The sequence below is a fragment of the Salicibibacter halophilus genome, assembly GCF_006740705.1.
Lineage (GTDB): Bacteria > Bacillota > Bacilli > Bacillales > Marinococcaceae > Salicibibacter > Salicibibacter halophilus.
In genome coordinates this window covers 2,311,136-2,336,499 of record NZ_CP035485.1, presented here as the reverse complement: position 1 = coordinate 2,336,499, position 25,364 = coordinate 2,311,136, and the positions used below count along the sequence as shown (strand labels likewise).

Genomic DNA, 25,364 nt, shown 5'->3' with positions numbered 1-25,364 from the left:
ATATGTGCGAGACGCAAATTAGCCTTCAGAAATCCGAAGAGGTTTTGTCCCGGCCACGGTATAAATTCAAAGCGCCCTGTGTTTGGTCATCATGCGATGTAATTCGGAAATATTACACAAAATATGATCGTATAAACGCGCGATACGATATAATTTAGGAAACGGCACATAAAATACGTTCGTAAAGAGCTTTCTTACGATATATTATTAGGCTCGATTCGTAAAATTATATCGCTATCATCATCGCGGCGAGCCTAAAAACAAACCGTGCACGATCATAGCGGAGGAAATATACGTAGACTCCTGGACGGCTAAAAACGGTCAGCCGCCCGCGGAAAGCGAAGTATATTTCCGGAGCGGATATATGGACCCATCATGTTCAAATTTCTCTTTGATCAAACACTTTTGTCCCAGCCCATTCTTTTTCCAAGCTCTCCATTCATCTTCATCCTTTCACCTCTGTATGAAGAGGCTCCTCAATGGGGCCTCCTCCTTTATGCCTAATCTAAGTTTCTTACCATTTCTTCCTTGAAACCGAACCAATACGTGAAAAGGAACCCAAACACATAAGCAATCAAGAGCCCGATAATATACGAAATATATTGCCCTTCTGCAATGATCGGGATCATGGATAAACCGGAAATGCCGATACCTGTAGCCCCGGTGCCCGCGACGGCCTGGAAAGCTCCTCCGACTGCCGCCCCTAAACAGGCGGTGACGAATGGGCGCCCGAGTGGCAAGGTCACACCGAACAATAACGGCTCCCCAACACCGAGAAAGCCAGCCGGCACTGTACCTTTAACCCTGTCTTTTAACTTCTGGCTTCTCGTTTTCACATAAACGGCAAGAGCCGCGCCTACCTGGCCGCCTCCGGCCATGCCAAGAATGGTAAGAATTGGCGTATACCCTATCGTTTCAATAAAATCCAAATGAATCGGCGTCAGTCCATGGTGCATGCCGATCATTACTAGTGGAAGGAAAAATCCGGCAAGCACAGCTCCGGCAATCGGACCTCCGATCTCCAATAAAAAGTTAATGCCCATTTGTACCAGATCTGAAAAGCCTGCCGCAATCGGTTGCAACACGATAAGCGTAGCAAATCCGACGAAAAGAACGGTAATAAACGGCGTAAGAAGTATATCCAAGGCCGCGGGCACAAATTTTCGTACGAAACGTTCCACAAGCGCCATTACCCAAGCCGCTAACAAGGCAGCGAAAACCCCGCCCTGCCCGGCGACGAGCTCCTCACCAAACAATGTAATTTCCTCAAGTTCAGGATTAATAATTAAAATGCCTGCAACGGCTCCGAGCGCCGGTGTTCCCCCAAATTCCCGGGCTGTCGTCCAACCCACAAGGATGCTCAGAAAGGCAAAAAGTCCTCCCCCAATGACTTGCGCCATTTGCAACCAGGTTGTCTGTTCATCTACCCCGAGGTTTTCTGCCAGTCCTGCGCCACCATTAATTAAACCGGATGCAATCAATGCCGGAATAAGCGGAATAAAGATATTTCCGATTCTTTTAAGAAAATTTTTAACCGGTGTTTTATTTTTTTGTTTCATTTGCGTTTTCGTATCCTCGGTTACATGTTCATCATCGTCTTCCCCTGCGCTTAACCCCGTCACTCCCGAAAGCTCGATTGCCACTTTATTGGCGGTTCCGGGACCAAGGACAATTTGCAACGTCTCATCTTCCACAACGCCTAATACGTCGTCCATGTTGCGGATCTTTTCAAGCTGGACCTTTTCATAGTCATAAAAATTCAACCGTAATCGCGTCATACAATTGGAAATTGAAGCTATATTTTCTTTTCCGCCCAAGTGGGATATCAGTTCTTGAACAATCGCTTCTTCTTTTTTCATTTAATCCCCACCTCTTACTGCCTTTTTAATAAAACCGTCCGATTGGGCAAGCATCTGCCGGGCATCTTTTTCGGACACATCAGCAAGAATCATTACAATCGCCGTTTTGACGTGTTGACCGGCTTCCTCAAATGCTGCAACCGCCGTTTCTTCATCTGCCCCTGTTGCTTCCATAATAATGCGGTGGGAGCGCTTGTATAATTTTTCATTCGTAGGCCTTACATCCACCATTAAATTTTCATAGACCTTTCCTGTCCCGACCATTGATACGGTGGAAATCATGTTTAGCACCAATTTCTGGGCGGTACCGGCTTTTAACCGTGTAGAACCGGTGAGCACTTCCGCACCCGTGTTCACTTCTATCGGATGATCCGCATGCGCGCTAATTACGGCGGACCGGTTGCAAGCGACACTCCCGGTGACAGCCCCGCGTGAACGGGCATATTGCAAAGCGCCCACAACATAAGGGGTTCGCCCACTGGCAGCAAGACCGACAACTACATCATTTGCCGTTAAGGAAAGGTTTATTAAATCGAGCTCCCCTGCTTCCCGTGAATCTTCCGCCCCCTCCTTCGCTTCTGTAAATGCAGCCTCACCACCTGCCATTTGTCCAATAACGGTAGATGATGGCACACCGAACGTAGGGCGGCATTCAACAGCATCCAGCAATCCGAGCCGCCCGCTCGTGCCTGCACCTACATAAATGAGCCGCCCTTGCGTTCGCAAAGATTTTGTAACCGCTTCCACTAATGGCGTAATCGCGGGCAAAACTTTTCTTACTGCTTCCGTTACATATTGATCTTCTTCATTCATCTTTTGGAGGACTTCGTAGACGGGCATTTCATCCAAATGCTTGCTTTTGGGATTTCTTTTTTCTGTTTCTAAACGATTTAACATAAAGGCCCCTTTCTTTAAAAAATGTACAACTTTTCTTAAATATGAATGCAATTACACAATATCCCATATATAGGACAATATCAATCAATATTTACAGATTTTCCTCTTTTTCTATTATCCTGCAAAAAAAGAAGCCTGGTCTGAGACCAAGCGTTCCACCTATGACACCCTATTTTCATTCATACGTTACTCCGTCACCGACATCATAGAGAATACCACCATCCGTTGAAGGGATGGCCACCGGCAAGCGACCTTCGGGATTTATGTTGCCAAATAAAACACCGGCGCTTGCTGCAAAATTTGCATGAGTGGTACCATATTGCGCCAGATGTCCATCCACTTCAGGGTAGGCCGTAAGATCATAAGGATTCCGCACCGCGACAGTGATAAGTGGATATGTCATCTCTTTATCTACGCGGCGAACCATCTCCATCTGTGGGTGGTCCATACGTCTCATATCTGCGTCCGATGTATGTGTTTCTGCAACGACGTTGTCTGCTTGCCGGATTTTTTGCCATTGCTCGTCACTGATTCGTCCATTTTCCGGAAGAGGGATCGCTTCTACTCCGGGATGATGGGCCTTCATCGCTCTGGCGAGTGTCTCTGCATATTTCGTGCCGATAACTACGACCTCTTCGTCGCCCGTTCGGGCTTGGATAGGAAGTGCTTGCTGTTCATTTTTAACAACAGTAACCCCTTGCGCTGCCGCTTGTTCTTCAACGGCTAGATGATCTTTCGACCGAACGGTTTCTTCCGCTCGTGTGACTTTTTCTTCAAGCGGAGGGGGGTGTTCTTCTTTTACGATTCCCCGTTTTATTTTCAGTTCCAAAATCCGCTCTATAGACGCATCGATGTTTTTTTCGTCAATTTCCCCTTGCTTTACGGCATCAACCATACCTTTCGCCACTTCTTCCAAAGCGACTGGCATGACGATAATATCCGATCCGGCCTTTACTGCTCGAATGGCCGCGTCTGCCGGTTCAAAATGAGCGGATATGGCATTCATTTCCAAGGCATCCGTGAAAATGACACCGTCATACCCCATCTCATCCCGCATGAGATCAGTGAGCACACGATCCGACAAGGTGGCAGGAAGTGTGATATCTTTTCCGCTATTAACGGAATGAACAGTACGTGGATCAATGTCCGGCAACGTTACATGCGCGGTCATCATCGCGTCTACATCATGGTCCATCGCTTTTTGAAAAGGGACCCATTCAACGTTAGACAGACGATGGCGGTCATGACCGACTTCGGGTGAACCAATATGGGAATCAACTGCCGTATCCCCATGCCCCGGGAAATGCTTCGCGGTAGCTGCCACACCTGTCGCTTGCAACCCTTTCATATAAGCAATTCCATGCTTGGCCACCGCTCCCGGATCTTCTCCAAAGGAACGAACCCCTATGACAGGGTTATCCGGGTTATTATTGACATCGATGCTCGGAGCCATATTCATATTAATGCCGAGCGACTGTAGCTCAGTTCCGATCACTCGGCCTGTCTCTTTCGTCATGTCCGGATCATTTCCGGCACCAAGAATCATATTCCCCGGCATTCCCGTGCCGAAAGGGATCCTTTGTACGAGTCCTCCTTCCTGGTCAGCGCCGATCAACATTCCATATTTTTCAGAGGAAGCTTGATAATCGGCAATGAGTTCCGTCGTTTGCGCAGGCGTTTGCATATTTCCCCCGAATAAAATCACGCCGCCCAAGTGGTGTTGCTTCACCAATTGCTCGAGCCCCGGCAGCATCTGCGTAACGTTTTCGTGCCCCCAAGTTCGAAAAGCCGGCATCAGCATTTGGCCGACCTTCTCTTCCACCGTCATCCCCTCGATGGCATCCGGGATAACGGCATGCCTTTGTGTCGTCTGCTTTAGAACATCATTGCCTCCATGATGGCGATCAACGCTGTTTACAAGCACGATTTGATCTTGATAGGTTCCATCCGATGCTTCAATGACAGCTCTCCCCGGTGCACCCGTCCATGCAATTTCCCCGTCATCATTGATAACGGCTACCGATTCGTTGTTCGAGCTCCAAGTGATCCCATCATTTACAAACGTAAAATGACCGTCATCATAAATATGCATGCCCTGAAGAGCAAAGGAGTCTGTTGATGGAATCTCCGCCTGTTCGATATTTTCATATAAGATGAAGTCTTTTACAGACGCTCCACCCTCGTTTAGGCTCCAAGCGGAAGCTGCCAAGCCAACGAGGAAAAGGATTGTGATGACACCACACCGTCCCATTTGCCATCTCCTTTAACACTTATTTCCTGTTAAAATACCCAATCCCCGTCGGCCATATACATTAAAAGGACACTAAAACGCGCAAGGGGCACAACGCCCTCGCGCACTTTAGTGTCCTTGGCACAAGCGTTAATTCCATCGTGCACTAATCTGCTAATGCTTCCTTAAGTTCATCATTCGAGTTATCCCAGTATTCTTCACTGAACCCTTTCAAATATTCCCGCAACATATATCGGGATTTTTCATCCATAAGGTCGACGACAACCCGGCCTTTTAACGCCTTATCCATATTATTCACATGTTCCGGCATGCTTTTATAGCCTCTCTTGAAACGGCTCCCTTCCGGGGGCTCTTCTTCCCGATAGAAGCGACACGCGCCGACGCCATTATACTTTGGTTTACCTTCTTCTGTATGTCCGGTCGTCACCCAGACCATCCAATATTCTCTCGGGTCGTTAAGTTCTTCTTTATTTTCAAGCAGTTTGATCTTCTTTTCAATTTCGGAACGGGCATGAATGGCGCCCATGTCAATAAACACCCGTTCATCCACAGGGTCAATAATCACCGGCGTTAAATGGTCAAGGCTTAAGGAGCCGACCCCAAATCCACCGTGTCCATCTGTCGAATCTCCACTTAATATATTAAAACCTGAACCTGTGCGTTTCTCTCTGTTTTTATTAAATAGTTCCACGAGATCCTCTCCTCACTGAAGACATTCTGCTTCTATCCAGTGTATCACAACCACCCGGTCCATAAACAACCAAACGTTTTCGTCAAATATGACAAGTCTGCATGTCTACGAACAAAAATTACCCCTTGAAATAACGTTTAAAGTTATAATCAAGGGGTAAAGATAACTATTCCATTCAATTGCGAAGTTTAGAGACTTCCGGCGCCGATGTAACGGTCACCCCAATAATAAGGGTCATCTAAACTGTCGATGGTGACACCATTGGAAGCACTTGCGTGGATGAACTCCCCATTGCCGATATAGATCCCCGCGTGGGATACACCGCCGCTAGTGTCAAAGAATACAAGATCGCCTTCGCTCGGACTCGCTACGGTTGTGCTCATGTTGTATAGCGAAGAAGTGTCAGCGCGATGATCCAACCCTTCTCCGTTCTGATCTAACACATAGTTGATGAATCCGCTGCAATCAAATGCGCTCGGACCGTTAGCGCCATAACTATATGGCGTGCCCATTTGTGCCATGGCCGTGTCGATCAATGCGTCCGCGTCACCACTGCTATCGGAACTATTATCGGTTGATGCACCCGCTACAGCTTCTTCGGTATTTCCGTCTTCAGTTGAAGCATTGCTGCTGGAATTGCCAGAGCTGCTGTTCTCGGAAGAATTGCCTTCAGAACTGTTCCCATCGCTAGATTCGCTTGAAGAGCTGCTGTTTCCGGAATTGTCACTGCCGCCGGAACCGCCGCTTGGCTGCCCTTCAAGAGAGTTTAACGTGGCCGGTCCTGCTACTCCAAAGAAACTCCCTGCCGGTGAAGAAATGCCATGGTCTTCTTGATAAGCTTTTACGGCACTTTCCGTTTGCGGACCGAAGATAGAATCAACGCTTCCATTATAGTAACCAAGATCTTGAAGTTGTTGCTGGAGGTCACTTACTGACTCCCCAGTGTCTCCATTAGACATGGAACTGGAATTGCTGCTGGAAGAAGAGCTTTCACTGGAGCCACTGGAAGAAGATCCTTCAAGTGAAGCAATTGTTTGCGGCCCTGCTACTCCAAAGAAATTCCCTGCCGGTGAAGAAATGCCATGGTCTTCTTGATAAGCTTTCACAGCGCTTAGCGTTCGGGGACCGAACGTGGAACCTGTGGAACCTTGAAAGTATCCGAGATCTTTTAGTTCTACTTGTAATGCATTAACGGAATCATTTACATCACCTTCGGACATTGAACCTGCATCGACACTAAATGCGTCTGCCGCGTTTGGTGCGAATAGCAACCCTACTGCCACGACTGTGCTTAAAGCATATTTTTTCATAATGATATCCACTCATCTATTGTTCGACATTTTAACAGGACGAAATAAAATCCCCTATACATGTTAAGTATGTACTATATACTTCTAAGACGAACGTTTGAACTGAGTGAATCGCCACCTCCTAGATGTGTGTAATTAGTCTCGTTTTTTAATTTTCTATGAATGTTATACATAGAATTATAGATTTTAACTTTAGAGGTGACAACAGCTTTTACTGTTTTGTATCCTAAATGTAATCTGCATAGCTTCCTATTCTATCCAGCAGTTTTTTCCTTTGTTAATAAAGAAGCGTCATAAAGGGAATTTTTACAAAGGTGTGGTTGGATGTGGAAATAGGTCGAGTTCTGTCGTAACCTTTTTGTAATCTTTTTGTTATCGATTAAATAATGCTTCAAAAAACTCAAGGACCTTTTGATATCCTTGAGTTTTATCTTTAGCGACCTTTATTAAGATGCTGCCTCCAGTACTCAATATGGGCATAAGCCTGTTCGATATCTTGTTTGGAGTACTTTTGCGTCTTCTTCAACGTATGTACTTTCTTGATGATTTCTTCTTTATCTGCAGGTTCCAAGAAAAGGATCGTGGAGGCCAATTCAAGAAACTTGGACGAGCAAGCGTTCATGTCTTCAATGACGGTTTTCTGTTGTTCAAATGTTTCGCGATCGTTCCCTTTCGTATTCAGAAAATCTTCCCCGTTAGCAGCCACCTGATAACGATATTGATGATAGCCTGCCTTTTCTTCTTTGATTTCCGATATAAATCCGAATTGCTGCAGTTCTTCCAGACGGAGGCTCAGTTCTTCGGAATAAGGGCCATAGCGATGAAAATTGTATTTTTCATGAAATGGCATGCCTAATTTTTTGCTGATAAAGACGATTTTTTGAAACTTTTTACGTCCGGTTATTTCTCCAACCCTTTTCAATAATGACAGGACGTTGATATGTTGGTCCAACACACGGCCTTCCTCCTCAACCTGACAGAATCTCCAATATTTCACGCTTCTCGCTTTCTTGGCCGGGCGTATGCAAAACATCACTCGGATAATACAGCTTATGATCCGTTCGTTTTTTTCCTGAAATAGCCTCGACGACATCTGATTGCCGTGATAACTCGCGGAGTTTCCGATCGTTCATAAGCAAATGAATCGGCATCCGTTCTTCCTCTTCCCCTGGACGGTAAAAATCATAGGGCAAGTCCGATGAAAAATCAATGACCAGATAATATTCCGGGTCTACCCCTATGGCTTTAAAACGCTCTTGCAATCCTGCCCATTCATTCATAATAAAATGTTGGTTGAATTCAACGTATTGAAACAGGCGTCGATGCAGAAAACGGCTGCATAAATCTGCAAGAATTTCATCCTCTTCTTCTTCCCACACTTGGAAATAATAGAAGATAACCATTTCATCAAGCTTTAAATAATCCTCAATAGAAATATCTCCGTCAAAAAAAGGTTTGAGGTGCGCGGGGGATTGGTTGAACACATAGCCGTTCAAATACAGGTATTTCGCTCTCCGCAATATTTTATTTAAGATTACTTCCGCGCTTCGTGTAACCGGATGAAAATAGACTTGCCAATACATCTGATAACGGCTCATGATATAGTCTTCCACCGCGTGCATCCCGGTGCTTTTAATAACGACCTGATCGTCCAACGGCCGCATCACCCGTAAAATCCGCTCCATGTCGAAATGCCCGTAACTGACACCCGTGTAAAAGGCGTCACGTTGTAAATAGTCCATGCGGTCCGCATCAATCTGGCTGGAGATCATGCTGACAACAAGTTTGTTCGGATGTGTTTTTTCAATCACATCTGCCACTTCACGCGGAAATTGATCCCCCATTCGACGAAGGACCGCATTCACCTCTGTCTCCCCATTAATAATCTCCCGTGTCCAACTTTCATGGTCTGTATCAAACACTTTTTCAAATGAATGGGAAAAAGGACCATGTCCAATATCATGGAGAAGTGCCGTTGCCAGACAAAGCAAACGGTCTTCCTCATTCCAGTGGGGACGTCCATGAAAAACTTCAATCATCCGCCGCATGATTTCGTATACTCCGAGCGAATGGTTAAAACGTGTATGCTCCGCTCCGTGAAAGGTGAGAAACGTGGTCCCGAGCTGGCGCACCCGCCGCAGCCGTTGGAACTCTTTCGTTCCGATCAAATCCCAGATCAACCGGTCGTTGACATGAATATACCGGTGGACCGGGTCCTTAAACACTTTTTCTTCTTTTAACATTTCATTGCCTCTGCTCATATGGCAAAGCCAACCTTTCCATCTCTTTTTTTTCATTATAACGAAAGAAAATGGCCAAGCCAACGAGAAATGAGTCAACGCCCTTTATAGTATAGCAAACATATGTTCTTTATAAAAGGCATTGCCGAAGGTCTCCCCTACAAGCCATGCATGTTATACTGGGAGTATGAAATTTATTTGAACGGAGCTTAAGGGAATGACAAGTTTACGAACGTTACCGGCGACCCAATGGCGTTGGTTGAACCACTCGGAAAAGGGATTGGATTACAGCCCTCTCCATTCCTTCGCTTATGACGATACCCTTTGTGAAAGCGTCGGCAAAGAAGATTCTTTTCCGATTGTGCATACATGGATCCACAAACCAACGATCGTGCTCGGCACCGTGGATAGCCGTTTGCCTTTCATTCATCGCGCGATAAAAGAACAAAACGAAAACGGCTTTGGCACCATCGTGCGTAATTCCGGCGGTCTGGCTGTTTTTCTTGACCCCGGGATCCTAAACATCTCTCTAATCGTAAAAGATTCGAAAACCTTCGCGATCAATGCAGCTTACACGTTCATGTGGAACTTTGTCCGGGAAATGTACCGTGACGCAGAACAAGAAATAGTGACAGGGGAGATTGTCGGATCTTACTGTCCGGGGAATTTTGATCTTAGTATCGGGGGTAAAAAATTTGCCGGCATTTCCCAACGTCGTCTGCGTAGCGGTATCTCCATCCAGGTATATCTCGCCATTACCGGTACCGGAGCCGAACGGGCAGAAATCCTCCGCAAGTTGTATCAAACAGCCGGAGGGAATCACAGCCCCTCCACGCCAACGGTTGATCCTGAAACGATGGCTTCTCTGTCGGAATTGTACAACCGGGAAATGACAATCGCGGACAGTGAAGCGCGCATGAAACGTGTGTTTAATGAAAACGGGATCAAGCTCACGCCAACCCGTTTGTCCGCTAACGAAAACGAGCGTTTCCAAAAACGATTAGACCTCGTCCATATGCGTAACAAAAAAATATTGGGATATTAGAAAACTTGGCTTTTGGGCGGCGCTCGGCTCACCGGTTTATCAGCCAAACAGCCTCATCGCCTCCCTCCCCCAGTCTGCTCCGTTTTCTTCCCTGCTGTAATATGTGTTAAAATAGGGCTTGTATCACAGGAAAGAGAGAAAGGAGCATACCGAATGCCCGAGCCTGCAGAAACTATTGATGGCTGGTATTGCCTGCATGATCTCCGTTCTATCGACTGGACATCATGGAAACGCCTACCGCAAGATGAAAGGCAACAGATTCTTGATGAATTCGTATCCATGGTCGAAGAATGGATCGACAATGAACAAAAAGAAGAAGGAAGCTACGCCTTATATTCCATTGTAGGGCAGAAAGCGGACCTCATGTTTATGTTGCTCCGTCCGACGATGGAAGAACTGGAACAGATTGAAAAAGCCTATAATCAATCACGATTAGCTGAATATACAATTCCGGCGTATTCCTATATCTCCGTCGTAGAGCTGGGAAAATACATGTTCCGCGGCGAAGGGGATCCCCTCGAAGACCCAAGCATACGCGAACGCGTTTTCCCAATTTTACCGAAATGGGAGCACATATGCTTTTACCCGATGGACAAAAAACGTGAAGGAGAAGACAACTGGTACATGATGCCGGCAAAAGACCGAGGGCAATTAATGTATGGCCACGGGATGGTCGGCCGCAAATACGCGGGTTATGTCAAGCAAGTCATCACGGGCTCCGTCGGCTTTGACGATTGGGAATGGGGCGTTACCCTATTCGCCCACGACGTTCTCCAATTTAAAAAGCTTATTTATGAAATGCGTTTTGACGAAGCCTCCGCGCGTTTTGCCGAGTTCGGCCCTTTCTACGTCGGAAATGTATTGGAAAAAGATAAAATTGCAGGGTATTTCCAAGTATAATTATCGGAATAAACCTTGACAAATACGGTTACTTCTTTTATCTTTTAAAGTATTCCAGTAAGGAAGATACGAAGGTTAATGGATATTTTCACCTTCCATTAAAGGGTGGGGATATCCTTTTTTACTACTACATGCGCAGGAGGAGATATGGTTGAAAACTAGTTTGTTGGGTTACCCCCGTATTGGAGAAAAACGGGAATGGAAAAAAGCACTGGAGGCACATTGGGCCGGAAACCTGAGCAGCGAAGACCTCCATGCCGAAATGAAGGCGATTCGCTTAAACCATTTGAAAAAACAACAAGATGCCGGCATCGAAATGATCCCGGTTGGCGACTTTACGTATTATGATCATATTCTCGATGCAGCCGCGATGTTCGGATTGGTTCCGGATCGTTTTGAATACAACGGCGGAAAGGTATCATTAGAGACGTACTTCGACATGGCCCGGGGAAACAAAGATGTACCTGCATCCGAAATGACGAAGTGGTACAACACGAATTATCATTACATCGTCCCTGAAATCGAAAACACCACGCCGACATTAACCGCAAACTATTTGCTCGATGCGTACAAGGAAGCAAAAGAAGAACTTGGAATTGAAGGAAAACCTGTCATCATCGGCCCTTATTCATTTCTGAAATTGGCAAAACATTATAAGAACGATGCGTTTCCCGAACTGCTTACGCAATTAACCGACGTTTATGTTCAACTTTTCCAAGCGCTTGCCGACGAAGGCGCACAATGGGTGCAAGTGGACGAGCCTTCCCTCGTCACAACGATTCCGGAAGCTGACCTGCCACTGCTCTCCAAAGTCTATGACACGTTGCAAAAAGAAGTTCCGCAACTCAATGTTTTATTACAAACGTATTTTGAAGCGGTCAGCCACTATGAAAAAGTCAGCGAACTCCCGGTTGCCGGCATCGGATTGGATTTTGTCCATGATCGAGGCAAGAATCTGCATGCCTTGCAAACACACGGCTTCCCGAAAGATAAAGTGCTCGGAGCAGGCGTGATCGACGGCCGCAATATTTGGAAAGCAAAACTTAAAGATAAGCTCGCGCTTTTAAAGGAAATTCAAAAAAATGCGGATAACGATAAGGTTTGGCTTCAACCTTCCGCGAACTTGCTACATACGCCTGTAACCGTGGAAAATGAACCAGCGCTTGATGCAACCTTAAAACAAGCCCTGTCCTTCGCAGACGAGAAAATGGAAGAGCTTCGTACCCTGCAATATTTAGAAGTTGAAAAACCTGAAGCGACGGACAAAATATTGGAGGACAACGAGGAAATTTTTGCTGCCCTTAGAACAAAGGGATGGCGAAAGGAAGAACCGGATACGGCAACCTCTAAGGGAGTTAGCCGCCCACTAAGTTATGAAGAACGCAGAAAAAAACAATTAGAAAAGTGGCCATTGCCTAAGCTTCCTACGACAACGATTGGAAGTTTTCCGCAAACGCGGGATGTTCGCCGCTTACGTGCCCGCTTGAAAAAAGGAGAACTTACACGGTCGGAATATCAATCCGCCATCCAATCCCATATCAAGACGTGGATTGACCACCAGGAAGCGATCGGCTTGGACGTGCTCGTTCATGGAGAATTTGAGCGAAACGATATGGTCGAATTCTTTGGTGAACGCCTTGAAGGTTTTGCTTTTACAAAAAATGCCTGGGTACAATCCTACGGTTCTCGCGGAGTGAAACCTCCGATTATCTACGGAGATGTACGTTTTAAAGAACCCATGACCGTGGAAGAAACTGTCTATGCCCAGTCATTGACAGACAAACCTGTCAAAGGCATGCTAACCGGTCCCGTCACCATTCTTAATTGGTCCTTTGAACGCGACGATCTACCGAATCAACAAGTTGCGTTTCAAATTGCAGAAGCGATGAAAGAAGAAGTAAGCGCCTTGGAAGATGCCGGCATCGAAATGATTCAAATCGATGAACCTGCCCTGCGCGAAGGACTTCCGCTAAAACGCGAGGATTGGCCAACCTATTTGGAATGGGCGGTGCAAGCGTTCAGACTCAGTTCTTCCTATGTGAAAAACACAACCCAAATTCACACTCATATGTGCTACAGTGAATTTCAGGATATCATCAACGCCATCAGCGCCCTTGATGCCGATGTTATCTCCATTGAAACTTCCCGAAGTCAAGGAGATATTCTGGAGACGTTCGAAGAGAATGTTTATGACAAGGGCATCGGCCTCGGGGTTTACGACATTCATAGCCCCCGAGTGCCATCGGAAGAGGAGATGCTACACATCATCCGCCGTGCGCTCAGCGTTCTTCCTGACGATCTTTTCTGGGTCAATCCGGACTGCGGTTTAAAAACCCGTAATGAGGAAGAAACCGTTGCCGCACTGAAAAAAATGGTCAATGCTGCCCAAAAAGCACGTGCAGAAGTGACAAGCTAACGTTCACAGAAGAAGAATCACGAGCCTCCCGCCCACAGTGCAGTGCGGGAGGCTCGTTTTGATTTGTCCAGATGGGGAGATCCTATTCGAAGTGCGCGGAATACGACAGCAAGAAAACACATTCCAACTCCATCTTTCTAAGTTTTCACCGTTCATAATTGTATTTTTCTTCTATACTGTCATCCTCCCGATGGATGATCAGCTGTGTTCCTTTATTTCGGGCAATTTCACGTCCGCGTGTAATTGCCTCTTTTTTAATTTCAAACACTTCCGATGGTTGGTGAGCACCTTCGCTTGTACAGCCCAGCCCCCATCGGGATGGGGAGTGACAAATTGCGGGCGTTCAAGCAATTCCGGGCGACTGCCGTACCTATCTTTTTCCGGGGTCGTATCGTCATCTTTTAAATACTGATCAATTTCCGAATTACTGGCATTTTGATGCCATTCCTTTGCTTGCTCGGTAGCAATCGGAATAGCCCTTCCTTCATCATGGCCATCCTCAAGCATGGCATTACCTATTTCAATGGCTTTTTTTCGAACCGCTCGATCCATGTTCTTCCAAGAACTGGGATAATCGTGCATGTTCCATGGCATATGGATCACCTCTGTTTTTGTTTTCCTATTCCCGATTCAATCCCCTTTTAATCAAATGAACAATAAACATATGTACTTCATTGAGCCATATAGTATATTAGTGCGCAAAGGAAGATATCACTTGGGGGTGGCCGGGACAACCGCTTTTTACATACCGAAAGCATGATTCAACGATGGAAGGCAAAAGCTAGTGCTGCGTGGTTGAATTTTCTACTCCCATCGGTTGGCTTACCCTGGGTACGGACGCCCTTCATTTCCCTTTTCTTTCTTTTGACAGTTAAACTTCTTTTCGGCTAGTGTGTATGAAGGAAGGCCGGCTAAGAACCGCCACGTCCTGTGGCAACGCCGGCACTAGCACTTCCTGTGCGTCGGAAGGCCGGCTAAGAACCGCCACGTGTGCGTCTTCCCTATGTTAGAGGCAGGAGTCTCGAGAGGGATTTTTCGTGAAAGGAGGGGGGGCATGCACAAAAGTGCTTTAGATACAAAACCACGGAAACAAAGCGTGCGGCAAATGTTTAAGGACTTGTTTTCCCGTGTGCGTCCGCATTGGCGGTTGATTTTCATCGCTGTTATTGCAGTGTTGTTCGTCGCTTCGATTGAGTTTGCGATTCCTCAGTTCATCCAATATACGATCGATGTGGTCATTCCCGAAGAACAATTGGACATGCTTGCTTGGGTGATTGCCGGTATTATTGGCGGCGCCGCCCTCCTTATCGGTTTTCAATTTGCGGGTAGTTATATCATGGCCATTGTTGGACAACGGGCGCTTTATACGCTCCGTAATGAATTATACAGCCACATGCAACACGCCGATGTTTCCTTTTTTGATCATAATCGCACCGGAGACTTAATGTCGCGAATGACCAATGACGTGAATATGTTGCAGCAATTGCTTGCTTCCGGTCTCTTGAATTTACTGACGGATATCTTCATTTTCATAGCGATTTCAACGTATATGTTTTATGTGAATTGGCAGCTGGCCACCCTCATCTTATTAACATTTCCTCTTCTTTTTGTTCTCACGCGTTATTTTGCCAAACGTATTCGCACAGCCTACTGGAGGGTCCAGGGAAGCCTTGCCGAAATGAACAATCATTTACAAGATACCTTTTCGGGCATTCGCCTCGTTAAATCCTTTGCTATGGAACGCTATGAAGAAGGACGATTTTCCGAACGTAATGAAACAAATCGGCAAGCGAACATTAACGCTGCGAAAAACTTTTCTTTATTCGGACCGCTCGTCAATTTCGTCAATTATCTTGGGATGGCCATCGTTGTTGTGTTTGGCGCTTGGCAGACGATCGGCGGGGACATGACGGTCGGTATGATTGCTACCTTTATCGTGTATGTGCGCCTTTTGCAAAATCCCATTCGGCGTGTCAGTCGATTAATGAACACCATTCAACAGGCAGCCGCGGCCTATGACCGCATCATGGCCATTTTGGAAACAAAACCGTCCATTCAAAACCCGGAAAATGCGCAAACCCTTGCCATCCGGGATGGAAACGTCAAGTTCCATCAAGTGTCTTTTGCCTACGAAGCTGAACCTGTCATCAAAAATGTCGATGTCCATTTTCAAGCCGGAAAAACAACCGCAATTGTCGGGCCTTCAGGTTCCGGGAAAACGACCTTGACGCAATTAATCAGTCGATTTTACGACCCTGCGATGGGCAAAATAACCATTGATGGTACACGGATCGATACAGTGACGCTTTCATCCCTTCGTTCTCAAATCGGCGTTGTCAGTCAAGATGTTGTGCTATTTAACGGCACCATTCGCGATAATATTGCTTACGGTTTGCCGGATGCCTGCCTTGCGGATGTGAAACAAGCGGCACGAATCGCCGACGCCGAAACGTTTATTAACGACCTCCCGGATGGGTATGATTCCACGGTCGGCGAGGGAGGCGTTAAGCTTTCCGGGGGGCAAAAACAACGAATTTCCATTGCCCGTGCCCTTTTAAAAGATCCAGCCATCATTTTGCTTGATGAAGCCACCTCCTCGTTGGATACGGAAGCGGAAAAAACCATTCAGGCAGGATTGGCCCATTTGTTGCAAAACCGGACAGCGCTCGTCATTGCCCATCGGCTTTCTACGATTCAAAATGCCCACCATATCGTCGTCCTTGACGACGGACAAGTGGTGGAACAGGGAACGCATCAGGAATTACTGGCAAAAAACGGGCGTTACCGACGATTGTATCATTCGCAGTTTCATCAACAGGTGTTTAGCTAATTTTTGGGCATCCAGATCCCTGTTCAGTATACAGATATGTTATAATACTGGGCAACGCCTGATTGATGGCTGTCAATAAAGGCATTTTTGCCATAAAGTCTTTTATTTACTTTCATTTATCCGTTATAATCACAAATAGGGAGGTGAGATACAGATGCCATTCGTCATAACATCACCATGTGAAGGAGAAAAAAACGGGTCTTGTGTAGAAGTTTGTCCGGTTGATTGTATTGAAGAAGGAAAGGACATGTTCTACATTGATCCGGATATCTGTATAGATTGCGGGGCATGCGAACCCGTATGTCCGGTGGAAGCCATTTATCCGGACGACGAAGTACCTGAAGAAGAAGCCCAATACATTGAATTAAACCGTGCATATTTTGAAGAATAATGGGCGGTTCCAAGGTGCAGGTGTTGGCCTCAGCTGTCAGCACCTGCTTTTTTGTTTCCGCTGCCCGGAACGATCGATAAGAATAACGTTGACTTTCGCCAAGAATGGCGAAAGTTATGTTTTTTAAGGGATCGGCATTTTTTTATGGTATTTTTTAAACTCCCATGATATAACGATGAGAGTTAGGGGGGCTATACATATGGGAAAGATTGATGTCCACAATCTTTGGCGCGGATTAATCATGGGGAGCGTTGAAACGATTCCCGGCGTAAGCAGCGGCACGATCGCCGTTGTTTTGGGTATTTACGAACGTTTAATTGCTTCGATTAATGGCTTAACCACGCGGGAGTGGAAAAAAAGCCTGGCATTTCTTGTTCCACTCGTCATCGGCATTTTTTTGGCTGTGTTTTCAAGTGCAGCGGCTATCAACTGGTTACTTACCCATTATCCAAATCAGCTTTCCTTCTTTTTTCTCGGATTAATCATTGGGGTCGTCCCTTTCCTGCTGAAAAAAATTAACTTTAAACAGACATTTTCAGGCATTCATTATTTGGTCTTGCTTATTTCGCTTTTACTGATTGCTCTGTTCGGCATTATGCAAGATCCTGATCAATCGAGTATGCTCGGTTCATTAAATGCAAACCACTATATTGCGATCTTCTTCCTCGGCTGGGTAGCAAGTTCTGCCATGATTTTACCCGGCTTGAGCGGCTCTTTTCTTTTATTGGTTTTCGGCTATTACGCGACAATTATTGATGCGCTGGATAACTTTCATTTTCCGGTTTTAGTGACGCTCATTGCCGGAATCGGTGTCGGGGTGCTGATTACAAGTAAAATCGTCCATTTCTTTTTACAGCGATTTCCGGTGGGAACTTACGCTGTCGTCACCGGAATGGTCTTAGGCTCCGTGGTTGTGATCTACCAGGGAATGCCGATAGGGATAGGCGGGCTATTCGCTTCATTCATCGCCCTACTCCTCGGTTTCTGCGTTGCCTTTCTTCTTGGAAAAGTCGAGTACAAACAATGAGGTGGCTTTATGGACTATGTGATCTATTTTATTATGATATTCTTGGGTGCGGCTATTCCGTTCATCGAATATATGGTTGCTATCCCAATAGGCGTTATTGTCGGGCTCCCACTCATACCTACAATCATTTTCGGTTTTTTGGGCAATCTAGTTACCGTGCTCTTGCTTATCGTTCTCGTGGATAAAATTCGGGGATTTTTACGTAACAAAAAGGAGCAACAACCTCGCGTTCCGACGGAAGAAGAGGTTGATGACGCCAATCAAGAACACGAAGAAACCTTTACAGCAGATACCTCTGAAACGCAATGGCACGAGGATTATACGAACAAACGCAGAGAAAAGGCGCGGAAGCTTTGGGATAAATATGGGCTCCCCGGCCTTGCAGTTATCGGTACAGGTTTACTTAGCAGCCATTTAACCGCGCTTATGGCTTGTACTTTTGGCGGCAACCGTACGCATGTATCCATTTGGATGACCATCAGTCTGATTCTGTGGTCAGTCATTACCGGTGTTGCTGTCCAATTAGGCATGGACACGATATTTAGATAAAAAAACCCGTGGATCGCGCCACAGGTGTTCGTTTACCGAATCATAGCTTAAATGCAGCGATCATCAATAAAATCCAACCCGTGATAAACGCCACCCCTCCGATCGGCGTGATCGCACCGAGCCAGGTCATGCCGGTAAGCGCCATCGTGTACAAGCTTCCGGAAAACACAATGGTTCCAAAAAGCATCAAGCCTCCTGCCCAACCGAGCAGCGCACTGCCACCAATGACCGTCGCGGTCAACCCGACAGCAATAATCCCCAGCGCGTGAAACATATGATATTGCACGCCGGTTTGATAATTTTCCAACATTCGTTCACTTACTCTTCCCTCCAAGCCATGGGCGCCGAAGGCGCCGATAGCGACCGCCAGCGCTCCCATGGCCGCGCCGATGGCCAATAACGTTTTTGCCAATTTTATGCACCACGCTTTCAAATGCCGGTTTTGAATTAAAATTCCAGTAAATTACCTTGGCCGGAAACCTCGTGGCTCTCTCGAGCCGGCTGAACGGCTGCCGGAGATTTCGGCTGCGTATTTTCATCTGGGTAAGTAACCGGAAGCTCCGATTTACCGGAAGCAGCACTGCCTCCTTCTTCAATGAGCTCGCTAAATGCACGAATCAACCGTGCATGTTCACGGATTTTCCCTTTCGCTTCCCCATTCTCCAGTGCAAGTTCAAGGTTTGCCGTTTCCTGCTTTATTTTCGCAACAATCGTCTCTGCAGATACATGCATCGAATTCCTCCTATGCCTCTATCCTTTACGATAACACGTGGCAGGACTAATCCAAATCACGCTTTCCTTCCTATTTTGTCAATTCCATGAATGTCCCCAAGTCATCGCCGTTCATTAAAAAAGGCCTTCAAAAAGGCCCTATTTCACCGATCGATAATTATTCGGTTGAAGAATTGGGATCGATGCGTTCATATCCATACCCCTCTATTTTAGGGTAATTTTCATTATCAACAATCCAAATGTTTCCATCATTGTCTTTAACGATGATCTCATCTTTTTTTAAAGCTTCACGGGCACTTTTAACATCTTCATAACGTTCAGCAGGTATTTGCATATCATCGATTTTGATCATCGTCTCACCTCCGAATATGATGTATATAGCTTTTCCCCAAAACAAGCCAGTATAAACAAGCGATTTTTAGCTGAACATCACTCGCCATTTATGCCGGTTTCACACCACTGAATGGGCTCTCTCTCCATTCGTTCCAAAAACTTATTCGCTTTTGAGAATGGACGACTTCCATAAAATCCTTTATGGGCAGAAAAAGGACTGGGATGGGACGAACGGATCACCGCATGTTGGCTTTCAATGAACGAAACTTTCGATTGTGCGTGACGGCCCCATAAAATAAAAACAACCGGATCTTTCTTTGCGCTTACGCTTCTGATCACTTGATCGGTAAACATTTCCCATCCTTTGCCTTGATGAGAAGCCGCTTCTCGAGCCCGAACGGTTAACACCGTGTTAAGAAGCAATACCCCTTGCTTAGCCCATCCGCGCAAATCTCCGTTTGCCGGTATTTCACAACCAACATCGTTCTCAAGTTCCTGAAAAATATTTCGAAGCGATGGAGGGAATTTGACGTCCGGCTGCACGGAAAAACTTAATCCATGTGCTTGATTCGGACCATGATAAGGATCTTGTCCGAGAATCACCACTTTCGTATTTTCATAGGACGTATAGTGTAACGCGTTAAAAATATCATACATATCCGGATAAACTGCGTGATTGTTATACTCTTGCTTCAAAAACGATCGAAGCTGCTGATAATAATCTTTTTGAAATTCCTTTTCGAGATAATTTGTCCAATCATTGTGTAGAGGGCTATTCATATCCGGTTCCTCCAATTGTTCCACGTGAAACATTTACCTTCATTTATGATAAGGGGTGCCTTTTTGAATTTGTGTAAAACGATAAATCTGTTCCATTAGCATTAAGCGTATCAATTGATGGGGAAACGTCAATGACGAAAAGGACCAGCACAGATCAGCTCTCTGTATGACATTTTCCCCAAGGCCAATAGATCCGCCGATGATAAACGTAAAACTATTGTGTCCGTGTAAAGCAAGCTGATCTATTTGTGTGGCCATATCTTCGGAGCGAAACATTTTTCCTTTTCTATCCAACGCGATGACGTATGATTGAGCCTTTATATGTTGAAGCAAACGCTCTCCTTCTTTATTCCGCACTTGAAGGCTTTCCTTTTCACTGAGACGTTCAGGTGCCCGTTCCTCTGCCACTTCTTTGATCGAAAATTTTACATCCTTTTTTAAGCGTTTTTCGTATTCTTCAATGCCTGCCAACAAGTACTTTTCCTTTAATTTTCCAACCGCGAGCAATTGAATGTTCATGCAAGCCACCTTATCCACAAAAGTTATCCACATGTTCACAATAAGTTGTTGGTTTCTCGCGAAAGCCCTATCCACGACGGTATTATAATACGCCTCCCGTTGTGAATAAAGTGAAGCCGGAATGCCAGATGAAAGTTATTCCTAGAAGTCCTTCACTTCTTATCAGGTAACTGATTTCTGTCATCTGGATTCGGGATAAAGGAACCCTCGAACAATACGAGGATTCCCATGTTTGCATATCATCACAAGCTATCTTGTTGTTCCTGTAGTTCAATCGTTGTTTCCTGCAATTCACCATCGCGATAGAACGATATGGTTACTTCTTCACCGACATCGAGTTCTGTATAGAGATACATGCGTAGGTCATGTGCAAAATCAATCTCTTGGTCATCCATTTCAACGATCACATCATATTCCTGCAGTCCGTCTTCATCTGCTGATGAACCCGGGAATACGTTCGTGACAAAAACACCGGAAGTTACATCCTCTGGCAAATTAAGCGTTTCTTGCCAATGGTAACTTGGAATATCACTGACGGAGCCCATTTCAACCCCAAGTTCAGGACGTTCCACTTCACCATAATTCTCAATGTCTTCGATGACAGGCATAACGATGGACGTCGGGATCGCAAAGCCCAAACCTTCTCCTTGGGCGATCTCCATGGAATTAATGCCGATCACTTGTCCTTGGGCATTTAAGAGCGGACCGCCGCTATTCCCCTGATTAATGGCGGCATCTGTCTGGATCACTTCCGCATTCCAATCGATTTGACCATCTCCTGTCAAATCAACCGGAATGGAACGATCTGTGGCACTGATAATTCCTTGAGTCACAGTACGGGCAAACGTTGGCCCCAAAGGATTTCCGATCGCTATAGCCGGTTCTCCGGGACTTAGGTTTTCAGAATCGCCAAATTCAGCCACCGTTTCAACCTCGTCCTCAATCTCTTCGGTAGATACACTTAAAACGGCCAGGTCTGTCCAAATATCTTCCCCGACCACTTCGGCTCCAACTCGCTGCCCTTCACTCAAGCTAATTTCTACCTGATCAGACCCCCGAATGACGTGTTCATTCGTTACGATGAAGGTTTGATTACCGTCCTCTTTATAAATGACTCCTGAACCGGTTCCGGCTTCAATTCCTTCCCCTTCACCTCCGTGTTCGCCGGGCGGGCCACCGCCGCCACTCCAAAAGCTTTCCTCTTGCATATTAAAGACCCCGACAACGGCCTCTGAAACACCCTCGACCGCTTCGGTCACATCGGTATGGATGTCAAAACTCACTTGCTCCGATTCACCCGCAAAGAATTCACTATCATTTGATCCTTGCTCTTGCTCCTCCGGCGCTGTCATATCATTGGTTTGAACGAGGGCAAAAGCGGCAACTACCACGAGCGCGCCGATGATTGCGCCCACAAACCCTGATAGCCCCAAGCCGCGCCGCCGATTTTTCTTTTCATTGTTTTCATTCCGGTAATGGTTATCATAATAGCCCATATAATCCGTCCACCTTTCCGTTCAGTTATTGCTCGCGAGGACAATGTTCCCGATAAGTATGTTGTCATTAACTCAACTACAGGCGTCAATTTTAATCTACCCGAACTTTATGATTTTAATTAGCAGGCGCCACATTTACACCAATTTTTGCATCGCTGTCGGCATATATGGATCGGTGTCACGGATTTGAATCCCGTTTGGCGTACAATTTATCCCTTGCTCATCCATCGTTTGCTCCGTCGTCATTCTGGCGAGTTCCTTTAAATTATTATCTTGGCTCAAATGTGCCAAATAAACATACCGAGTTTTGTCACCGACAATTGTCGTTAAAGCCTTTGCCGCATCGTCATTGGAAACATGGCCGGTATCTCCGAGTATTCTGCGTTTAATGTTCCAAGGATACCGCCCCATTCGAAGCATATTCATATCATGATTCGATTCAAAAATCAGTGCGTCAGCATCGGCGAGTGTTCCTTTTATATAATCACTGACGTATCCCATGTCTGTAGCCAGCGCTAATTTTTTCTTTTCATGGTGAAAGACAAAAAACATCGGATCGGCAGCATCATGGGAGACCCCGAATGATTCCACATCCATATCGGCAAACGTTTGTATGTCCCCTGTTTCCATATGAAAGCATTGCTCTTTATCCATCGGTCCGATCGCGTCAAGCATCTGCTTCCACGTTCGTTCATTGGCATAGACAGGCAATTCGTATTTACGGGCAAGCACGCCAACCCCTTTCACGTGATCGCTATGTTCATGGGTAACGAGTATTGCATCAATATCTGATAAGGAACGGCCGATTTGTTGGAACATCTTCTCGATTTTTTTTCCGCTGAGTCCCGCATCGATTAAAAGCTTCGTTTGGTTCGTTTCCACATACATGGCATTTCCCGTGCTCCCGCTCGCTAAAACGCTAAAAGCAATCCCCATACAACTACTCCTCCTAAGGTTCCCGGATCGTTTCTTCTCCTTCCACTGCAGAAACCAGATAAACTTCGGGCCGCTGTTCTTCCCTCTCAAATTCTTCTTGAACAACAATTCGATAGTAAGGCGAGTACATCACTTCTTGGCTCTCGTACTCCTCGGACAATGCACTATAATACACATAATCAATGCTTGTCACGGTGGAATTAGTCGTTAGTTCATTTTCATTAATCAGTGTATCAATGGCATCCAACCCAGAGCTAATCGATTGCTCAGCCATATCCTCTGTATGGACGAACTGTTGAATAAACGAATCAATATTCCCGTCATCATCTTCATAAATGGTGAGGTGCGTATTCCTCGGAGCAATCAGTGTCCTGCCCTCATGGTTGGCGTAAAAATCGATTTGTGGCGCATCTCTATCCGCAAACCGGTATTCTTCTCCATCGTGTATATGACTGTCTATAAAGTCACGCCGCTCTTGCCAAGCGTTATCTTCATCAATCTCATAAGGTTCCTCGAGCCAAACCGACAGCTCCCCTGTTTCCGGATCGAATTCCATATCCCTGTAAGTGTCCGAATCGTCATAACTACTCTCCACTTCCTCAGGGAGACTTTCCATGGTACGGCTGCGGACGACGGAAAGGGGCGTTTCTTCATTGGGCAGTTCCGGTTCGATGTCAATGTTTTGATAATCCAGCTGGGATTCCAGGTTATCTTCTACTTCAACACTGCTTGCGCGATTTTCCGTATGATCGATAAACTGAAAGAACAAAAAGCCGTTTAAAAGCAAGAACGTAAAAATGAAAATTGTCTTTGTTTTATTCCAATCCACTCAATTCACCTTCCTGATCTCCGTTGTCCAACTGAATCCAGCTTCCATCGCTTTCGGCATACCAATAGGGAACAACGTAAATGTACGTATCCACCCTTTCCAGTTCATAGCCGACGCGTATACCTTCGATGTCATCAAAATCGAGATTGTTACTTTCTTCAACTTCGGCCAGTACGGATTCACCATCAGGCAGCTCTCGCATTTGTTCATCCGGATTATCATCCAAAGGTTCATGTTCATCGAACATAAAAGCGGGACGCTCATAACTGGAAATGACATCATTTTGCTGGGTAACATTGATGGATGAGAAATCGTACCATGAAGCATGTGTATCCAGCACAGGCAAGCCGTCCACAAGCATTCGGAATTTAGCGGACTCGCCTCCTCCGGAGACATTCCAGTCATAAAGCTGATAACTATTCGTGAAACCACCATGCGCATTAACGAACGCATAGGCATTGGCAATAATTTGTTCGTCTCGTTGATCGGCTACTTCGTTTTGAGGATAATCAAATTCAATGTAATTCCCGAATTGACTTACCCGCATTTGCCTGTCGCTGGAGTGATAAAGCTGCTCCCCTCCCCCGGTATCCGGAGTGACGACAGAGTCCCTATCCGGAAACAAATAAGGAAGAAGCGCGTCTTCGTCAATGTTCGTGGAAGTAAATTGCAATTGTGGATAAGAAACAGATTCAGCCGGCAAATAAACAGGTTTTTGCAACTCCTCATTGTCCTCGCCTACATGTGCTTCGGTTGCATAAGAGACGCTGCTCCCGTCCATCTGTTCCATATGCGCTTGAAACGCTTCGATCTCCATATCAATATACCCTTCCAGTATCTGCTGGTCATCAAAGGAAACAAGCTGGACTCGCAAAGCACCACCTTCATCTATCATGAGCAATCGTTCAAAGGTAAATAAGTCTTCCTGCACGGGTAAAGATTGGTCGTCTTCCAACCAATTTTCAACCATACTTAATGGCAGAGGTGCAGGCAAAACGAACTCGATTTTATCTTCATCACTTTCATAAACACGGTCTTGGCCAACACCCTCCAGCAGTTCCAAATCACCCCACTCAGAGGAGAAAACGTCCGTTGCTATTTCATCAATGAAATCTAAAGAGCCGTGAGAAGTGGTCCACTGTTCATTATCCCGATGAAAGACAACGTTTGCCGGACCGACCACATCAGCCAATTCCACTTGGTCAGAGAGTTGTTCACTTTCCTCTACACTCTCTTCATCCAAAAACCCAAGCTCAGGCTGATACGTCCATAATTGCCAGGTAAGAATAAGACTGGTGATTACCAGAATGGTTAGAATCACATTTTTCATACG

The 25,364-nt window shown here is 45.9% G+C and carries 23 protein-coding genes and 1 pseudogene; 7 read left to right on the top strand and 17 right to left on the bottom strand.

Annotated elements, in window-relative coordinates; translation table 11 throughout:
* Positions 1-500: 500 nt before the first annotated feature.
* The 7 genes from EPH95_RS11395 to EPH95_RS11365 all read right to left on the bottom strand — a co-directional run bounded on the left by EPH95_RS11395 (position 501) and on the right by EPH95_RS11365 (position 9,269).
* A complete protein-coding gene (locus EPH95_RS11395) occupies positions 501-1,859 on the bottom strand; it encodes a PTS transporter subunit EIIC (protein WP_142090082.1) in 1,359 nt (452 codons plus the stop codon).
* Positions 1,860-2,756: an N-acetylmuramic acid 6-phosphate etherase gene (gene murQ / locus EPH95_RS11390; RefSeq protein ID WP_142090080.1), complete on the bottom strand. Its 897-nt coding sequence runs from the start codon at positions 2,754-2,756 to the stop codon at positions 1,860-1,862.
* A 175-nt stretch (positions 2,757-2,931) separates the two neighbouring features.
* A complete protein-coding gene (locus tag EPH95_RS11385) occupies positions 2,932-5,007 on the bottom strand; it encodes a glycoside hydrolase family 3 protein (protein ID WP_142090078.1) in 2,076 nt (691 codons plus the stop codon).
* Positions 5,008-5,152: 145 nt separating this feature from the next.
* Positions 5,153-5,698: a YwhD family protein gene (locus tag EPH95_RS11380; RefSeq protein ID WP_142090076.1), complete on the bottom strand. Its 546-nt coding sequence runs from the start codon at positions 5,696-5,698 to the stop codon at positions 5,153-5,155.
* 188 nt (positions 5,699-5,886) lie between these two features.
* Positions 5,887-7,008: a C40 family peptidase gene (locus EPH95_RS11375; RefSeq protein ID WP_142090074.1), complete on the bottom strand. Its 1,122-nt coding sequence runs from the start codon at positions 7,006-7,008 to the stop codon at positions 5,887-5,889.
* Between the two features lie 433 nt (positions 7,009-7,441).
* A complete protein-coding gene (locus EPH95_RS11370; protein WP_142090071.1) occupies positions 7,442-7,963 on the bottom strand; it encodes a YwgA family protein in 522 nt (173 codons plus the stop codon).
* Positions 7,964-7,976: 13 nt separating this feature from the next.
* On the bottom strand, positions 7,977-9,269 hold the full coding sequence (locus tag EPH95_RS11365) for an HD domain-containing protein (RefSeq protein WP_142090069.1): 1,293 nt from the start codon (positions 9,267-9,269) through the stop codon (positions 7,977-7,979).
* A gap of 196 nt (positions 9,270-9,465) precedes the next feature.
* Here EPH95_RS11365 and EPH95_RS11360 point away from each other — a divergent pair, with 196 nt between their 5' ends.
* From EPH95_RS11360 to metE, 3 genes are all read left to right on the top strand, one after another.
* Entirely contained in the window at positions 9,466-10,293 is an 828-nt protein-coding gene (locus EPH95_RS11360; RefSeq protein ID WP_142090066.1) for a lipoate--protein ligase family protein, read from the top strand.
* A 153-nt stretch (positions 10,294-10,446) separates the two neighbouring features.
* Complete coding sequence (hemQ, locus tag EPH95_RS11355; protein WP_142090064.1) at positions 10,447-11,193, top strand: hydrogen peroxide-dependent heme synthase; 747 nt, start codon at positions 10,447-10,449, stop codon at positions 11,191-11,193.
* 151 nt (positions 11,194-11,344) lie between these two features.
* A complete protein-coding gene (gene metE / locus EPH95_RS11350; protein WP_319592778.1) occupies positions 11,345-13,609 on the top strand; it encodes a 5-methyltetrahydropteroyltriglutamate--homocysteine S-methyltransferase in 2,265 nt (754 codons plus the stop codon).
* A gap of 145 nt (positions 13,610-13,754) precedes the next feature.
* Here the strand turns inward: metE and EPH95_RS11345 are convergent.
* Positions 13,755-14,203 (bottom strand): annotated as a pseudogene (locus EPH95_RS11345) (DUF2188 domain-containing protein).
* A gap of 460 nt (positions 14,204-14,663) precedes the next feature.
* On the opposite strand from EPH95_RS11345, the gene EPH95_RS11340 reads away from it, so the two are divergent.
* From EPH95_RS11340 to EPH95_RS11325, 4 genes are all read left to right on the top strand, one after another.
* Entirely contained in the window at positions 14,664-16,439 is a 1,776-nt protein-coding gene (locus tag EPH95_RS11340; RefSeq protein WP_142090061.1) for an ABC transporter ATP-binding protein, read from the top strand.
* 154 nt (positions 16,440-16,593) lie between these two features.
* Positions 16,594-16,830 carry a ferredoxin family protein gene (locus EPH95_RS11335; protein ID WP_142090059.1) on the top strand — a complete coding sequence of 79 codons (237 nt, stop codon included), beginning with the start codon at positions 16,594-16,596 and terminating at the stop codon, positions 16,828-16,830.
* 199 nt (positions 16,831-17,029) lie between these two features.
* Entirely contained in the window at positions 17,030-17,857 is an 828-nt protein-coding gene (locus tag EPH95_RS11330; protein ID WP_142090057.1) for a DUF368 domain-containing protein, read from the top strand.
* Between the two features lie 9 nt (positions 17,858-17,866).
* A complete protein-coding gene (locus EPH95_RS11325; RefSeq protein WP_142090054.1) occupies positions 17,867-18,406 on the top strand; it encodes a small multi-drug export protein in 540 nt (179 codons plus the stop codon).
* 40 nt (positions 18,407-18,446) lie between these two features.
* Here EPH95_RS11325 and EPH95_RS11320 read toward each other — a convergent pair whose 3' ends face one another.
* The 9 genes from EPH95_RS11320 to EPH95_RS11280 form a co-directional block, all read right to left on the bottom strand.
* The gene (locus tag EPH95_RS11320; protein ID WP_193556973.1) at positions 18,447-18,818 is read right to left on the bottom strand and encodes a DUF423 domain-containing protein; all 372 of its coding nucleotides are present in this window, start codon (positions 18,816-18,818) and stop codon (positions 18,447-18,449) included.
* A gap of 35 nt (positions 18,819-18,853) precedes the next feature.
* Positions 18,854-19,138 carry a DUF5327 family protein gene (locus EPH95_RS11315; RefSeq protein WP_142090052.1) on the bottom strand — a complete coding sequence of 95 codons (285 nt, stop codon included), beginning with the start codon at positions 19,136-19,138 and terminating at the stop codon, positions 18,854-18,856.
* A gap of 157 nt (positions 19,139-19,295) precedes the next feature.
* Positions 19,296-19,490: a hypothetical protein gene (locus EPH95_RS11310; RefSeq protein WP_142090050.1), complete on the bottom strand. Its 195-nt coding sequence runs from the start codon at positions 19,488-19,490 to the stop codon at positions 19,296-19,298.
* 77 nt (positions 19,491-19,567) lie between these two features.
* A complete protein-coding gene (locus EPH95_RS11305; protein WP_142090048.1) occupies positions 19,568-20,251 on the bottom strand; it encodes a uracil-DNA glycosylase in 684 nt (227 codons plus the stop codon).
* Between the two features lie 39 nt (positions 20,252-20,290).
* Complete coding sequence (rlmH, locus tag EPH95_RS11300) at positions 20,291-20,770, bottom strand: 23S rRNA (pseudouridine(1915)-N(3))-methyltransferase RlmH (RefSeq protein ID WP_142090046.1); 480 nt, start codon at positions 20,768-20,770, stop codon at positions 20,291-20,293.
* Positions 20,771-21,012: 242 nt separating this feature from the next.
* Positions 21,013-22,266, bottom strand: a complete 1,254-nt coding sequence (locus EPH95_RS11295) for a S1C family serine protease (RefSeq protein WP_142090044.1) — start codon at positions 22,264-22,266, stop codon at positions 21,013-21,015.
* A 135-nt stretch (positions 22,267-22,401) separates the two neighbouring features.
* Positions 22,402-23,202: an MBL fold metallo-hydrolase gene (locus EPH95_RS11290; protein ID WP_142090042.1), complete on the bottom strand. Its 801-nt coding sequence runs from the start codon at positions 23,200-23,202 to the stop codon at positions 22,402-22,404.
* A 13-nt stretch (positions 23,203-23,215) separates the two neighbouring features.
* A complete protein-coding gene (yycI, locus tag EPH95_RS11285; protein WP_142090040.1) occupies positions 23,216-24,031 on the bottom strand; it encodes a two-component system regulatory protein YycI in 816 nt (271 codons plus the stop codon).
* Positions 24,018-25,361 carry a YycH family regulatory protein gene (locus EPH95_RS11280; protein ID WP_142090037.1) on the bottom strand — a complete coding sequence of 448 codons (1,344 nt, stop codon included), beginning with the start codon at positions 25,359-25,361 and terminating at the stop codon, positions 24,018-24,020. The genes yycI and EPH95_RS11280 overlap by 14 nt, the downstream gene beginning before the upstream one ends.
* Positions 25,362-25,364: the final 3 nt, after the last annotated feature.

Excerpts from the sequence above, each read along its gene's own strand:
- EPH95_RS11395 (WP_142090082.1), bottom strand. The coding sequence starts at position 1,859 with ATGAAAAAAGAAGAAGCGATTGTTCAAGAACTGATATCCCACTTGGGC.
- murQ (WP_142090080.1), bottom strand. The coding sequence starts at position 2,756 with ATGTTAAATCGTTTAGAAACAGAAAAAAGAAATCCCAAAAGCAAGCAT.
- EPH95_RS11385 (WP_142090078.1), bottom strand. The coding sequence starts at position 5,007 with ATGGGACGGTGTGGTGTCATCACAATCCTTTTCCTCGTTGGCTTGGCA.
- EPH95_RS11375 (WP_142090074.1), bottom strand. The coding sequence starts at position 7,008 with ATGAAAAAATATGCTTTAAGCACAGTCGTGGCAGTAGGGTTGCTATTC.
- EPH95_RS11365 (WP_142090069.1), bottom strand. The coding sequence starts at position 9,269 with ATGAGCAGAGGCAATGAAATGTTAAAAGAAGAAAAAGTGTTTAAGGAC.
- EPH95_RS11360 (WP_142090066.1), top strand. The coding sequence starts at position 9,466 with ATGACAAGTTTACGAACGTTACCGGCGACCCAATGGCGTTGGTTGAAC.
- hemQ (WP_142090064.1), top strand. The coding sequence starts at position 10,447 with ATGCCCGAGCCTGCAGAAACTATTGATGGCTGGTATTGCCTGCATGAT.
- EPH95_RS11340 (WP_142090061.1), top strand. The coding sequence starts at position 14,664 with ATGCACAAAAGTGCTTTAGATACAAAACCACGGAAACAAAGCGTGCGG.
- EPH95_RS11335 (WP_142090059.1), top strand. The coding sequence starts at position 16,594 with ATGCCATTCGTCATAACATCACCATGTGAAGGAGAAAAAAACGGGTCT.
- EPH95_RS11330 (WP_142090057.1), top strand. The coding sequence starts at position 17,030 with ATGGGAAAGATTGATGTCCACAATCTTTGGCGCGGATTAATCATGGGG.
- EPH95_RS11325 (WP_142090054.1), top strand. The coding sequence starts at position 17,867 with ATGGACTATGTGATCTATTTTATTATGATATTCTTGGGTGCGGCTATT.
- EPH95_RS11315 (WP_142090052.1), bottom strand. The coding sequence starts at position 19,138 with ATGCATGTATCTGCAGAGACGATTGTTGCGAAAATAAAGCAGGAAACG.
- EPH95_RS11310 (WP_142090050.1), bottom strand. The coding sequence starts at position 19,490 with ATGATCAAAATCGATGATATGCAAATACCTGCTGAACGTTATGAAGAT.
- EPH95_RS11305 (WP_142090048.1), bottom strand. The coding sequence starts at position 20,251 with ATGAATAGCCCTCTACACAATGATTGGACAAATTATCTCGAAAAGGAA.
- rlmH (WP_142090046.1), bottom strand. The coding sequence starts at position 20,770 with ATGAACATTCAATTGCTCGCGGTTGGAAAATTAAAGGAAAAGTACTTG.
- EPH95_RS11295 (WP_142090044.1), bottom strand. The coding sequence starts at position 22,266 with ATGGGCTATTATGATAACCATTACCGGAATGAAAACAATGAAAAGAAA.
- EPH95_RS11290 (WP_142090042.1), bottom strand. The coding sequence starts at position 23,202 with ATGGGGATTGCTTTTAGCGTTTTAGCGAGCGGGAGCACGGGAAATGCC.
- EPH95_RS11280 (WP_142090037.1), bottom strand. The coding sequence starts at position 25,361 with ATGAAAAATGTGATTCTAACCATTCTGGTAATCACCAGTCTTATTCTT.